This is a genomic window from Acinetobacter sp. YH12241 (assembly GCF_013417535.1).
Lineage (GTDB): Bacteria > Pseudomonadota > Gammaproteobacteria > Pseudomonadales > Moraxellaceae > Acinetobacter.
Window position 1 is genome coordinate 15,868 of the sequence record NZ_VPDQ01000007.1, and the last position, 13,319, is coordinate 29,186.

The window sequence follows — 13,319 nt, forward strand, 5'->3', positions numbered from 1 at the left end:
ATGATCAGAACAGGGAACTTAGGGATAAAAATGGTACTGGCATTAAGTCTGGTACCATGGTCTTTTTATACAAATGCCAGAGAGTTTATTACGATCATTGGGCCCGATGGGCGACCATTAGTTGTGCCACGTCAAAATAATGAGCAGAAAGAAACAACAAAAAACCAAGCGGCCACTACTCCGAAAAAATTGACTACGCCCGTTACATCTACTGCACAGGATCTGAAAAAATCCGAGCCAAAGGCGGTGGAAAAAAGTGTGACAACAGGTGAGCAAAAAAATAATATGGTTGTACAACCAGTACAACCAGTACAACCAGTACAACCAGTACAACCAGTACAACCAGTACAACCAGTACAACCAGTACAACCAGTACAACCAGTACAACCAGTACAACCAGTACAACCAGTACAACCAGTACAACCAACTAAACACGTTGAGTCTAGATTACCGCAGCACTTACCACCAGTGACACAGCTTCAAACCCCTGAACCTGTCATTCAGGCAGTACCTGATCCTGTTCAAAAACAGGGTTTCAGTCAGGTTGAAGGGGTGGAATATGTGGATAGTGAATATCTGGAAAATAAAGAATTTAATCTGGAAGGTAAAAAACGTTTCTATAGTATGCCTGAAGGGATAGTTGATAAAAATATTGGGTCAACACGTGTACAGACGATTGAGCGTGAAAAAGGAGTTGGACAGTCGATTATAAAATCCTTGTTTCAACAACCTGTCGTAGATTCTGGTCCTATTGTACTGGCTCAAACCTACTATCGTATTTCTCAGCCTGAATCTGTAGAAAGCTTAGGTAAGCAGTGTTTTAAAGATAAAAAAGTTAAGAATGCGAAAGAGATTAGTGCAGGTAAATCCATTAATCTGTGGCCACGGGCACCGCTGAAATCAGATGAGTTTGATTATGAAATTGTGAAGCTAAAATCTGATATTAAAAATATTCAGATTCAGTCTTATGCTTCCCGTCAGAATAATCCTGCTTATTACTGGCCATTTGTTGTATTTCTGGATGAACGAGGCTGTGTTTTAGAAGGGGCGGGCGGTTTTAAAAATCAGGAAGCACAAGCCAATATTATTCAACATGAGAAGATACAGGGAATTATTCAGATTCCTGCGCAAAGCCAATATGTATTAATGACCCCACTCGCTTCAGCCATAGATGTTGAAGACAAGATGCTGACAAATTATGGACAACTAAAACTAGTCGCCATTCGATAAGGACGATTCGAGTAGAATAAGATGAAAAATAAAATATTATATCCATTTGCTTTCACTGCTTTATTTGCCGCCCTCAGCGGATGCGGAGGTGAAAGTGCGAATGTCATACCAGAACAAAATGATGAAGCCACCACGAACGGTTCATGCTCTGCTACTGCAACGAATTGTCTGGAATGGGGGCTTGAATATCCAATTGATGGTCTTAATTTTAATTGTAGTGGTGATAAAGAAAATACCTTTATTACTTTATTTGACCAAAATGATGGGGTGGCGTCAGGTACTTGTCAAAAAGCAGATAGTATTGAATTTTATCTGAAAAGTTTTAGTGATACCAAAATCAAATTGGGTACTGTGAAGCTTTCTGAATATATGAACCTCAGTACATCGAGTCAATTACCTCGACTAAGTGTACTTGATATTGCCAAGGGAATTACTGGTCGTAATATTGCCAGAATCGAACAGACAGATCCAACCGTACAGGTGGCGATGAAACTGGTCAAAATCTGGCAGACCTTGGCACTGGAAAAAGGTCGTATCTATAATCCGACGGATGTACAGCCCTTGTATATCACAGAGGATATGCGAAAGAATCTGGGCAAAATTAATAAAGATATCAGCCTGACAGATGCAAATTTAGCAGAAACCCTTAAACCTTTTATTGATATTAGCCAAATTAGTGATGATCAGGCCTTTGAAGTCGTAAAAAAATTGGCCAATATTGCCAGCGCAGCAGTATATCAACCGGAATTTTCTCTGTTCTCAACTTCAGGCATTATTAGCAGTAACTTGACTGGTTCTGATGGTCTGGCGGGTTGTAATAAATCTGTATGTGACATTAAAGATAAAACGACTAAATATTTATTTGGACATTTTATCCTGATTACAGACCGCCAGGGTTATACCTTCGGCAGTGGACTACAGTGGCGCGATACCCAATTAAAACTGGGCTCCAATAATCTGGGATCTTTGGGTGGCATTAATGCGGAATTGATCCGTAAGGTCAAACCACAGCAAATTACGGCAGTACCGCAAACCAGTTGGATTAGCCCTGCAACGAGAATGCTTTCATCAAATGCACCATATAAAATGAATGTGGCTAACAACAGCAATCCATTAGAAATTTACCAAGGTCGTTTGCTGAGCGATTATGTGATTGCCGGTAAAGAAGCATTTTATAAGATGGCCACAGGTAAGACTGAACTCAGCGATGCTGATCGTGCCAGTCTTGGCTTATGGCGTTTTAATGCCGATGATGACAACTATAGTGGCTCAATTGATCTTTATAAAATTTTCCCGATCAGCTATCTGGATCGTCAAGTCTTTAGAACAGCTGAAAATGTAGAGCCAGGTGAAGAATATATTTTCCCAATGTATGGCAACATGGAGTTTAAATTTAGCGAAAACTCAATTAGCCCTGTTACAGTGGGTGTTGTGATTGATAGTAATGGTGATGTGCGTACCAATATGCAGTCCGCGAGCAATCTTGCAACTGATAGTATTAATGGTTGCCAGGGAGATATCTTACCGGCTGGACTTAAAGACAATAATGGCGTTCAACAATATCGTCTCGGTACATTAGGCCGTGCATTTATAGATGAAAAAACAGTATCTATGCGACTGGTCTTCGCTGATCCTGTATTTGGTTCATTAAATGGTGCCCTGGTGGGTATGAACTCCACTATTCAGGCTTCAACCAATACAGATGATAAGATTGTGATTGGTGGGGCATTACTCAACTTATCTAATGTACTGAATGGAACCAGTCGTGTGGGCTTTACCAACTCAGCTGGAGAAAGTGTAGGCTGGGCAAATACTTATGCCAGCTTCCAGAAAGTCTATAACAACAATAATACTGATGAAACGACAGAAGAGACCAATCTGGCCAAGCTAAGTGGCGGAAGTGTTTCATTCAAATTAGCGGATTGTTATAGCATCAAAACTAAAAACAAATCATGAAATAAAAAAGCCCATCAAATGATGGGCTTTTTTATAAAAAGACATTTTAACCTGTGTGATCCAAACGAGTTCCCAAGGTCTCAAGATGCATCGGGAAGTTATTGGTTTTACGGTCTTCAAAATAATGACGGAGTGTATGTTCTACACTCGGGAAAGCCAGTTCACTCCAGGGAATTTCATCTTCATCAAATAAACGTGCTTCAATGGTTTCTTCACCTGCACCAAATTTTCCATCAATCAGTTGAGATTTAAACAGGACATAAATCTGGCCAATCCGCGGAATATTGTACATGCAGTACAGCTGTTCAATATCTACTTCAGCTTCGGCTTCTTCACGGGTTTCACGTGCTGCGCCCTGTTCCATGGTTTCAAACAGTTCCATATAACCGGCAGGGAGGGTCCACAGTCCATAACGTGGTTCAATCGCACGGCGGCAGAGCAGAACTTTATCTTCCCAGAGCACCAATGCACCGCAAATCACTTTTGGATTAATGTAATGAATATATCCGCATGTAGTACAAACCTTGCGAACCTTCTGATCGCCTAAAGGAATTTTCTCTGTTGTTTTATGTCCACAGTTCACACAGAAGTTCATATTCATCATCAATGATAACAGTAAGGTCAGGATAACTGAAAAATCAAAATTTGGCATCATTTCTATCCCGCCAAATCAAAAATCAGCTATGATGAAATTATAGTCGCATAGGGAGCTGAATGAATGGATGAGCTGGGATTAATACAACGCTTGCAGAAACATTTACGATTTTCCAAACGGATTCAAACTGCACAGGCTGCTGTATTAATTGCGATCACAGATGAAGCTGATCCCAAAGTTTTGCTGACACGTCGTTCAGCTTATATGAATAATCATGCAGGGGAAGTCTCTTTTCCAGGGGGTAAACGCGACCCGCAAGATACCAGTAATATTGTAGTGGCTTTGAGAGAGGCGTATGAGGAAACGGCGCTTAACCCATTTGATGTGCATCTGATCGGGGATCTCCCGATGCAAAAGGCACGTAACGGGATGCTGGTTAAGCCTGTGGTCGGTATAATTCCGCCTACCATTCAACTCATTCCTCAGCCGACGGAAATTGACCGGATTTTCTTTGCTTCCTTACAGCATTTGCTGGAAGCCCAGCCGATGCCTTATGAAGTACGGTTTGCCCAACAGTCTTTATATTTTCCAAGTATGCGGGTGGAAAATGAGATTGTCTGGGGACTGACCGCACGTATGCTAATTTCATTATTTCAGTACGGGCTCGACTATAAAAAAGACTGGCCATTTTTACTTAATTCACCTGCGTTTAAACGCTCAAAATTTTTTAACCGTTGAACAGGATTTCAGCCATGTTATATCAGTTTCAGGGACATACACCAAAAGCAACATATCAGCCATGGGATGGTTGGGTGGCACCTACAGCGACGGTCATTGGGCAGGTTGAATTAGGCAAGCAGGTGAGTGTCTGGTTTGGCGCCGTCGTTCGTGCAGATAACAGCAAAATTCGGTTAGGTGACTTCACTAATGTTCAGGAAAATGCAGTGCTACATACTGATGCCGGAATTGAAATGAACATCGGAAATTATGTGACCATTGGTCATCAGGCCATGCTGCATGGCTGTACCATTGGCGATAATAGCCTGATTGGAATTCAGGCAGTGATCTTGAATCATGCCGTGATTGGCAAGAATTGTATTATTGGTGCCAATGCTCTGATTCCAGAAGGGAAGGTGATTCCTGATAATTCGGTGGTAATGGGCTCACCAGGCAAAGTCGTGAAAACTTTAGATGAAGCCAGTATTCAGAAACTGAAAATGAGTGCCATGCACTATGCTGAGCATTTCCAGAAATTTCAAAATCTGGAAGAAGTACAGCTTTAGGCTGTTATCTGAATAATGTCCTCAGTTAAGCCTAGAATTTTCTAGGCATTTTTGTATCTGGCTTGGGAAAATCTCGCCTAGAAGATATGAGTGGAGTATTATATTCGACGTTTTTTATATTCTCTGAATTAAGGTTGTGCATGAAAGTGCTGGCATTGGAGACTGCCAATGAGCAGTGTTCCGTCTCTGTGATCGATGATACTCAAGAACTATTTTTTCAGCTTGATGCGCGCGCCAAGGCACAAACGCAAACCATTCTCCCAATGATTGAACAAGGCCTCAATGATCTGGGCTTGGCTGTGTCTGATTTGACAGCAATTGCCTTTAGTCGTGGCCCGGGATCGTTTAGTGGTGTTCGTATCAATGCGGCTGTGACCCAAGCTTTGGCTTGGTCAAATGATCTGCCTGTAATTCCGGTATCCACTTTACAAGCTTTGGCGCAAGCGGCATATCGTTTGCATGGTTTAACTACAGTAACTGCCGTACTGGATGCACGGATGAATGAAGTCTACGTGGCCAGTTATCAGTTAGATGCTCAAGGGGTTATGCAGGCTGTTGATGAAGAACAGCTTTTGAGTTATGAACAAAGTGCCGAGGCAGTCAAATTTACTGTGGTGGGTTCAGGTGCCAATCTAGTTCAAGAAACAGCATCTGAATATAAAAATGTCAGTGCAACAGCGCAGGATATTGCCATGATTGCGCGTGCAGCAGCAAAAACAGAAAATTGGGTCAGTGCAGAATTGGCACTTCCGGTATATTTACGTGATAACGCATGGAAAAAAATTCCAGAACAAGGCAAAGCATAATTAATCAGGATTAAGCATGGATCTTTTACTGCTGCTGAAAGCAGCAATTATGGGTATTGTTGAAGGTATTACTGAGTTTTTGCCTATTTCCAGTACTGGGCATCTGATTTTGGCTTCAGAATTAATGAATTTCTGGACTAAACAAAAAAGCGATGTTTTTGTCGTCGCAATTCAGATGGGGGCAATTGCCGCGGTTATTTATGAATATTGGGCACGGCTTTGGGGTGCAGCAACCGGGATCGTAAGTGGTGAACCGCAAGGACGCCGTTTAGGGATTGGCCTGATTCTGGCCTCTATTCCCATTGTGCTGATTGGTCTGACCCTAGGGCAAACTGTAAAAGAACTGCTATTCAATAATATTGCAATTGCCATTGGTTTGATTGTCGGTGGTCTGATCATTATCTGGATTGAAAAGAATCCACCTAAGGTACGTGCCCAGGAAGTTGAAGATCTAACCGTAAAAGATGCGATCTGGATTGGTCTGATTCAGGTCTTATCCCTAATACCGGGAACTTCACGTTCAGGTGCGACCATTATCGGGGCGATGTTCCTTGGCGTATCACGTAAGGCTGCAACTGAATTTTCATTCTTCTTGGGGATTCCGGTTATTATCGGTGCAGGCCTGCTCGATCTTTATCAAAGCTATGATGTTTACAGTACCACAGAAGACTGGACAGTTCTGGCAGTCGGTATCATCGTATCGTTCATCTCGGCGCTTTTATTAATCCGTGCCTTGGTAGCCTATGTGGCAAAACGTGATTTCATGGTTTTTGCCTGGTATCGCATTGCCTCAGGTTTACTGATTTTATTATTTGCCTTTACAGGTTGGAGATTATGGTAAGCACGATTCGCTTATATACCGAATCTGAGTATCAAGAGAAAGCACAGCACTTCGAGGCTGTGCTTTCTTCTCGTGATGTAGAGGTTAGTATTGAGGTTATTGAAAAGCTGAATGCACGTTTCTTGCGTTTACATCCCGAACTGGCCCTGTGTGTTGATGCTGACGGCCTATGGCTCTGTGCCAATGGCATGAAAATGCAACCAGATTGGCAAGCAGAAGTAGGGCGTTTAAAACGTGCCTCTTTAAAATCGGAAATGATTGCTCGTGCTTGTAACCTCGGAGAAAAGCCGACTCTTATCGATGCGACAGCTGGGCTAGGTCATGACAGTCTGTTGATGGCACATTTGGGTGCTCAGGTGACCTTGGTCGAACGACATCCTATTTTATTTACCCTGCTTGAAGACAGTCATCACCGAGCGAAAAAGGATACTTTTCTAAGTTCGGTGGTTAACCGGATTTATCTGGTTTTTTCAGATTCTGCAGACTATCTGAAATCACAGGCTGAGCAGAATGCGGTCGTCGATGTGGTTTATCTGGACCCGATGTTTCCACAACGTGACCAGAATCAGCAGGCACCGAAAAAGCAGGCACAGGTGAAAAAACAAATGCAGTTATTACATTTGCTTTTACCGGAAGATGGTGAAATGGATCTTGGAGATAATCTGCTGGAACTGGCACAAAAAATTGGCAAGCGGGTGGTGGTGAAACGTCCTCGTCTGGCCGTATTTTTAGCTGGAAAAGAGCCAAATCATCAATGGTCTGGTGATGCTTGCCGTTTTGATGCCTATTTTCAGCATGAACTGGTTACTTAATATGAGAATTGCTTCAAAATAGATCAAGGATTTGTTATATATTTAAAAATTGGCATTGATAAAACTTATATCAAGCATAAACTTATTGGGCACATTAGCGAGCCACTCATCTCCCTGAAATCATATGATCGACTTTAAACCCTCCATCAATTTTTGGCACGATTTTAAAAGCAACCAAATTGCCGGGATGTGGTTATTTCTGGGATCTCGGCGTTCGCTGCAACTGGTGCGTCCCTCTATTCTGCAACTGGTATTCTGGGGGATTTTGGGCGGCTGTGCTAACAGTCTCTTTAGCTGGCTCAGTTCTGGTCGTATGGGAGATTTCAACTCTCAAGGTCTCATCAGTTATGCGCTTTGGCCCTTTATTGCCTTGATTGTCGGGATCTTTTTGTCCCAACGGGTGAATAATCCTCGTCTGATGCTGGTACCCGCATTGCTCTGGCTGGTGCTGGATACGCATATCATGCTGTTCCAGAGCTTGATCCAGTATCTGGGTGATCTGGATTATCTACCCTATATTTTCTATGCCTATATTCCGACCCTGTTTGTCATGCTGTTTGTCTGGCAAAGTCTGGCTGTGGTCTGGGTGATTTCACGTGAATTAAAATGGCCGTGGTGGGAACGGGCACTGATTATGCTGGCCACCTTGTTTACCTTGGTGGTGTGGCAGATTTCGGTGAAAGATCAGCCCATCTGGAAAGTTGAAGAAATTCCACCAAGTTTTGCTGAAGATGCTTTTTATGCTCAGCCGATCTTGCTGAACAAGGCACTAGATGCAATTGAATATGGCGAATTTGCACAGTCGCATTGGTACTTTATGGGTGTGGCTGGCGCGAGTTATCAGGATGTGTTCTATTCAGAAATAGAGCGGATTAAAAAGCAGTTTGATACCCGGTTTGGGACTTTTGGCCGTTCGATTATGCTAGTCAATCATCCGGCAACACGGACTGAGATTCCACTTGCTTCCAAAACCAGCATGGAATTGGCCTTGCGCCGTATTGGCCAGCAGATGAACCGGGAAAGTGATGTGCTGTTCCTGTACATGACCTCGCATGGCTTGCCAAATGAATTTGAAATGGAAAATGCACCGCTAGATCTGGCATCAGTTGATCCAAAATGGTTGCGTGATACTCTGGATGCTTCAGGTGTGCGCTGGCGAGTGATTGTTATTTCTGCCTGTTTCTCAGGCAGTTTCGCTTCGGCTCTGCAGAATGATAATACTTTAATTATCACAGCCTCTGCTGCTGACCGTCAGTCTTTCGGTTGTTCGAACGAAGCTGACTATACCTATTTCGGCCGTGCTTTCTTTGATGAGGCCATGCGTGAAAATAACAGTCTGAAAGCCTCTTTTGAGCAGGCCAAGACTACAGTGGCTAAATGGGAAGCAGCTCAAGGATTTGAACCGTCAGAACCACAATGGGTGATTGGCAAAAATATGGAATTGATGTTGCCACAACTGGAACAGCGTCTTTTCCCTCCAGCGACGACCACTTCAGCATCTCCGTCTGTCGCTTTGACTCCATAAACCAATCTACAACTTTAGAAAATAGAAAAAGGAATGATGATGGAACTGGTACAGAATAATCGAAGCTTTGAGGGTGAACAGCGGATTTATAGCTTTGAGTCTAAAATATTAAAAAAACCAACCAGATTTGGAATCTTCCTGCCGCCACAAGCTCTGGAAGGCCAAAATTGTCCAGCTTTGTTCTATTTAGCTGGCCTGACCTGTACGGAAGAAACTTTTGCAATCAAGGCACATGCCCAGCGTCTGGCTGCCCAGCTTGGCCTGATTCTGATTACACCAGACACTTCACCGCGTGGAGACGATGTTGCCAAAGGGGATCACTGGGATATCGGGCAAGGTGCCGGATTCTATATTAATGCCACTCAAGCACCGTGGGCTGAACATTATCAGATGGAAAGCTTTATCGTCGATGAGTTGTATGAACTGGTGTGTGAAGAGTTCGTAGTTCAGGCAGATAAGATCGGGATTTTCGGTCATTCCATGGGTGGACATGGCGCTTTAACTTTGGCTTTTAAATATCCGGAAAAATTCTGTTCAGTTTCGGCATTTGCACCGATTTGTGCACCAAGCCAATGTCCATGGGGTGAAAAAGCATTCTCAAATTATCTGGGCGAAAACCGCAAAGAATGGTTGAAGCATGATGCAACTGCGCTGGTTCAGGAAAAAGGTGCACTGTTTAGCGATATCCTGATTGATCAGGGCTTTTCTGACCAGTTCTATAGCCAGCTGAATCCGGCTTTATTTCAGCAAGCTTGTGATGCCGTGAACCAGAAATTAACCTTACGTGAACATCAAGGTTATGATCATGGTTACTATTTTATTCAAAGCTTTGTAGATGACCATTTACAATTCCATGCCGTACAATTAAATCCATAAGCCAAGCAACAAAAGCGCAGCAAACTTAAAAGTACAATGAAACTCCAAAAATAGGTCATGTTTCTGGAGTTTTTTATATGAATATCAAATAAATATAATAAAAATGGCATATAAGTTGCTATTCAAAAATCAGGTAGAACCAGTTGCAGTTAAGAACACGATGCACAATAAGCCTGAACCAGAGATTGACCAACCATCACCTCCACTAGAAAAACACAGCTTCCGATTTCATGGCAGTGCCACGGAATATTTTGGAATCTGGATGGTGAATCTGATGTTAACCATCATTACGCTATACTTTGTATAGCCCTTGGGCAAAGGCACGCCGTATCCGCTATTTCTACGGTAATACCCAATTGTTAAAACATCGCTTTGACTTCATCGCCATGCCAAGCCGAATTCTGCTAGGTCGTCTATTGGCATTGGAGTTGTATGTGGTGACAGTGATCTTGACCAATTACTCCATTCTTATCACCAGTTCATTATTTCTGATTGCTGCGATCTCTCTACCTTGGTTAATTCGGATGACCCTGAAATTTAAGGCCCGGAATAGTAAATATGGCAATGTCCGGTTTCATTTTAGTGGAAGCAATCGGGAAGCCTATAGGGTTTTATGGCTCGCGATATTGGTCAATATTTTCACCCTGTTTCTTTTCAGCCCAGTGGTGATCTGGCTATACAAACGTTACTGCTTTAATCATTTATCGATCGGACAACTTCAGTTTAGGCTGGGGATTCAGTGGTCTAAATTTATGTCGGCAGTTTATATCCCCTTATGTCTGTGTCTGCTAATTGGTATCGCATGGAGCGCAGCAATCGTTTACTGGGTCGATTTGATCGGTACAAACCTGTTTACCTTGGGTGTTGTATTGAGCTATCTGTTTTGTCTGGCCTTGGTCTGGCCGATGATCTCTGCACGCTTATATATGTATACCTGGAATCATGTAGAGCTTGGTCAAAGCTATTTTAAAACCCGGGTAACGACATGGCGCTATAGCTGGATTGTACTCAGTAACTGGATAGTGCGTGCACTCAGTTTGGGACTCATGATCCCTTGGGCGAGCATCCGTTTATATGAATATCAACTGGCTAACCTAGAACTCTATCTAGCAGAGGACGAAACTAATCTAAAAAATATCTTGCAGCGTGATCCAAATGCTATAGCCAATGAAGTACTGGATATCTTTGATTTCGATGCATCGTTATAGAGGCAAGTAGGATGAAGCGACCTGTTGAAGTCAGATTTTATGATGGGGTTTTGGCCGAAGCCCAGCGTGCATGGATTGTCCCTGATCAGCAACGCGGGATTGCCTTGAAACTCAGTGAAGAAACACCCAAGCAAGTGAGCGAGGCTGACTTTTATTTTACTTATCCCGATATGGCGTATATTGGCGGGGTCGGGGGACGTAAACCGATTATCGAACTGCCTGAAGATCGTCGGATTGAATTTTTGACCAAAGCACCGCATTGGCTGAAGATTAAATCCAAAGAAATCTATCATGCCATATGGAAATTTGAACGTTCTCCACTCCTGATTTTCTTCTCGATGATTATCGTGATATGTGCGGTAATTTTTATTCTTAAATGGGGAATTCCATATACGGCCCAGCAGCTCGCTCAATTACTTCCGGAACAGACCTTGATCGAGGTAGGAAATCAAACTGAGCAGAAATTAATTGAGCAAACTGAGCCATCCAAGCTCTCCGCAGAGCATCAAGCACATCTAAAAAAATTGTATGAACAAAAAATCGCGGTAGGACAACCTGCAAAGATTATTTTCCGTCAAGGCGGAGAAATCATGGGACTTAATGCCGCTGCGCTTCCGAACAATACCATTATTGTCACCGATGAACTGGTCAAGCTCAGTGGCGCAGATGAAGAAGTCCTTGCAGTACTGGCGCATGAACAAGGTCATCTGGTACAAAAACATAGCATGCAAAAAGTGATTTCCAACCTGGGTGCAGCAGGATTATTTGCCTTGGTAACAGGAGATTTAAGTGATGTGGTGGCGGCATCTATAGCGGTACTCGCCGATGCGGGATATTCACAGGCGCTTGAACTTGCTGCGGATGATTATGCCATGCAACATTTGCATCAACAGCAGATCTCCAGTATTCATCTGTCGAACTTTTTGCAGCGGGTTGAAAACGCTAGAATCCTGGCAGAGCAGAGTAAAACGATAAAAATGAAAAACTTTACCCTGAATATTGATGGAAAAGAACGGCAAATTACCGAGTCTGAACTGAAATGGTTGCGTTTGATTGGAAAACTCAAAAAATATCTGGAATCGCATCCCGAGCTGGACAAAAGAATTGAACGGATTCACGCATTTGAAGAAAAAATGAGCCAACCTGTTTAGCCCTGATATTGAGTATAAAAATTCATATCTCTATATCCTGAGGATCGAGGCGTGTTTAGCCTCGATTTTTTATTGATGGATATGCGAGTTTTCCTGTCTTAATCAATCATTTTCATCCAGGCCAAGTGATATTAAGCATAAATACTGTCCAGCGTTACATAGCATTGTATTCACACAACATCCAAGTCACAGTAGCAGGACTGGATTTGGTATAATGAGAAAAATCCAATTTCAGTTAGCCAGGTCCTTTCATGTCCAAGCCTTATTTAATTGCACCTTCTATTTTGTCTGCCGACTTTGCCCGTTTAGGTGAAGAAGTTGAAAATGTACTTCAGGCCGGTGCAGACGTTGTGCATTTCGATGTCATGGATAATCACTATGTACCCAATTTAACCTTTGGTGCAGGGGTATGTAAGGCATTGAAAAAATATGGTATTCAGGCACCTATTGATGTGCATCTCATGGTGAAACCTGTAGATCGCATGATTGGTGACTTTCTGGAAGCAGGCGCAGATATTATTACGTTTCATCCGGAAGCATCTGATCATATTGACCGTTCTTTACAATTGATCAAATCGGGTGGTGCTAAAGCCGGTCTGGTATTTAATCCAGCAACACCATTGCATTATCTGGATTATGTACTGGATAAGGTTGATCAGGTATTGCTAATGAGTGTGAACCCTGGCTTTGGCGGACAGAAATTCATTCCAATGACTTTGGATAAATTACGTCAGGCGCGCAAGATTATTGATGCTTCAGGTCGTGATATCCGTTTAGAAGTAGATGGCGGTGTGGGACCAGCAAATATTCGTGAAATTGCAGAAGCTGGTGCAGATATGTTTGTGGCCGGTTCAGCGATTTTTGGCAAGCCGGATTATAAAGCTGTGATTGATGAAATGCGTAGTGAGCTGGCTAAAGTTGGTCAAATTCAACTTTAATCTCTAAAATGTTTAAGGTGCATAAATCTGTGGATAACTTTATGGATAAGTGTGTAGATATCTATGTTGATAACCATATGGATATGTTGCATATTTTG

The 13,319-nt window shown here is 42.7% G+C and carries 12 protein-coding genes and 1 pseudogene; 12 read left to right on the forward strand and 1 reads right to left on the reverse strand.

What is annotated here, in order from left to right; translation table 11 throughout:
- Together filE and FTV18_RS05850 are read left to right on the forward strand one after the other, a co-directional pair.
- Positions 1 to 1,230 carry a putative pilus assembly protein FilE gene (gene filE, locus FTV18_RS05845; protein ID WP_180017110.1) on the forward strand — a complete coding sequence of 410 codons (1,230 nt, stop codon included), beginning with the start codon at positions 1 to 3 and terminating at the stop codon, positions 1,228 to 1,230.
- A 21-nt stretch (positions 1,231 to 1,251) separates the two neighbouring features.
- Positions 1,252 to 3,186, forward strand: a complete 1,935-nt coding sequence (locus FTV18_RS05850) for a hypothetical protein (RefSeq protein ID WP_180017108.1) — start codon at positions 1,252 to 1,254, stop codon at positions 3,184 to 3,186.
- 46 nt (positions 3,187 to 3,232) lie between these two features.
- Here the strand turns inward: FTV18_RS05850 and FTV18_RS05855 are convergent, their stop codons facing one another.
- Entirely contained in the window at positions 3,233 to 3,781 is a 549-nt protein-coding gene (locus FTV18_RS05855) for an NUDIX hydrolase (protein WP_166136775.1), read from the reverse strand.
- Between the two features lie 123 nt (positions 3,782 to 3,904).
- Between FTV18_RS05855 and FTV18_RS05860 the strand changes: the two genes are divergently transcribed.
- From FTV18_RS05860 to rpe, 10 genes and pseudogenes are all read left to right on the forward strand, one after another.
- Complete coding sequence (locus FTV18_RS05860) at positions 3,905 to 4,519, forward strand: CoA pyrophosphatase (RefSeq protein ID WP_034705731.1); 615 nt, start codon at positions 3,905 to 3,907, stop codon at positions 4,517 to 4,519.
- A gap of 14 nt (positions 4,520 to 4,533) precedes the next feature.
- Positions 4,534 to 5,064, forward strand: coding sequence for a gamma carbonic anhydrase family protein (locus tag FTV18_RS05865; protein WP_180017106.1), 531 nt, complete (start codon positions 4,534 to 4,536; stop codon positions 5,062 to 5,064).
- 140 nt (positions 5,065 to 5,204) lie between these two features.
- A complete protein-coding gene (tsaB, locus tag FTV18_RS05870; protein ID WP_180017104.1) occupies positions 5,205 to 5,870 on the forward strand; it encodes a tRNA (adenosine(37)-N6)-threonylcarbamoyltransferase complex dimerization subunit type 1 TsaB in 666 nt (221 codons plus the stop codon).
- A 16-nt stretch (positions 5,871 to 5,886) separates the two neighbouring features.
- Positions 5,887 to 6,711: an undecaprenyl-diphosphate phosphatase gene (locus tag FTV18_RS05875; protein WP_034705726.1), complete on the forward strand. Its 825-nt coding sequence runs from the start codon at positions 5,887 to 5,889 to the stop codon at positions 6,709 to 6,711.
- Positions 6,705 to 7,523: a class I SAM-dependent methyltransferase gene (locus tag FTV18_RS05880; RefSeq protein WP_180017102.1), complete on the forward strand. Its 819-nt coding sequence runs from the start codon at positions 6,705 to 6,707 to the stop codon at positions 7,521 to 7,523. The genes FTV18_RS05875 and FTV18_RS05880 overlap by 7 nt, the downstream gene beginning before the upstream one ends.
- 124 nt (positions 7,524 to 7,647) lie before the next feature.
- The gene (locus tag FTV18_RS05885) at positions 7,648 to 9,048 is read left to right on the forward strand and encodes a C13 family peptidase (protein WP_166136755.1); all 1,401 of its coding nucleotides are present in this window, start codon (positions 7,648 to 7,650) and stop codon (positions 9,046 to 9,048) included.
- Positions 9,049 to 9,087: 39 nt separating this feature from the next.
- Positions 9,088 to 9,924: an S-formylglutathione hydrolase gene (gene fghA / locus FTV18_RS05890; RefSeq protein WP_159124257.1), complete on the forward strand. Its 837-nt coding sequence runs from the start codon at positions 9,088 to 9,090 to the stop codon at positions 9,922 to 9,924.
- A gap of 160 nt (positions 9,925 to 10,084) precedes the next feature.
- Positions 10,085 to 11,132: pseudogene (locus FTV18_RS05895) on the forward strand (YjgN family protein).
- A gap of 11 nt (positions 11,133 to 11,143) precedes the next feature.
- Entirely contained in the window at positions 11,144 to 12,283 is a 1,140-nt protein-coding gene (locus FTV18_RS05900; protein WP_180017100.1) for a M48 family metallopeptidase, read from the forward strand.
- A 251-nt stretch (positions 12,284 to 12,534) separates the two neighbouring features.
- Positions 12,535 to 13,221 carry a ribulose-phosphate 3-epimerase gene (rpe, locus tag FTV18_RS05905; protein WP_034170624.1) on the forward strand — a complete coding sequence of 229 codons (687 nt, stop codon included), beginning with the start codon at positions 12,535 to 12,537 and terminating at the stop codon, positions 13,219 to 13,221.
- The last annotated feature ends 98 nt before the right edge of the window (positions 13,222 to 13,319 follow it).

What these genes read in the sequence shown, in the direction of transcription:
- filE (WP_180017110.1), top strand. Translation starts at nt 1, where the DNA reads ATGATCAGAACAGGGAACTTAGGGATAAAAATGGTACTGGCATTAAGT.
- FTV18_RS05850 (WP_180017108.1), top strand. Translation starts at nt 1,252, where the DNA reads ATGAAAAATAAAATATTATATCCATTTGCTTTCACTGCTTTATTTGCC.
- FTV18_RS05855 (WP_166136775.1), bottom strand. Translation starts at nt 3,781, where the DNA reads ATGAACTTCTGTGTGAACTGTGGACATAAAACAACAGAGAAAATTCCT.
- FTV18_RS05860 (WP_034705731.1), top strand. Translation starts at nt 3,905, where the DNA reads ATGGATGAGCTGGGATTAATACAACGCTTGCAGAAACATTTACGATTT.
- FTV18_RS05865 (WP_180017106.1), top strand. Translation starts at nt 4,534, where the DNA reads ATGTTATATCAGTTTCAGGGACATACACCAAAAGCAACATATCAGCCA.
- tsaB (WP_180017104.1), top strand. Translation starts at nt 5,205, where the DNA reads ATGAAAGTGCTGGCATTGGAGACTGCCAATGAGCAGTGTTCCGTCTCT.
- FTV18_RS05875 (WP_034705726.1), top strand. Translation starts at nt 5,887, where the DNA reads ATGGATCTTTTACTGCTGCTGAAAGCAGCAATTATGGGTATTGTTGAA.
- FTV18_RS05880 (WP_180017102.1), top strand. Translation starts at nt 6,705, where the DNA reads ATGGTAAGCACGATTCGCTTATATACCGAATCTGAGTATCAAGAGAAA.
- FTV18_RS05885 (WP_166136755.1), top strand. Translation starts at nt 7,648, where the DNA reads ATGATCGACTTTAAACCCTCCATCAATTTTTGGCACGATTTTAAAAGC.
- fghA (WP_159124257.1), top strand. Translation starts at nt 9,088, where the DNA reads ATGGAACTGGTACAGAATAATCGAAGCTTTGAGGGTGAACAGCGGATT.
- FTV18_RS05900 (WP_180017100.1), top strand. Translation starts at nt 11,144, where the DNA reads ATGAAGCGACCTGTTGAAGTCAGATTTTATGATGGGGTTTTGGCCGAA.
- rpe (WP_034170624.1), top strand. Translation starts at nt 12,535, where the DNA reads ATGTCCAAGCCTTATTTAATTGCACCTTCTATTTTGTCTGCCGACTTT.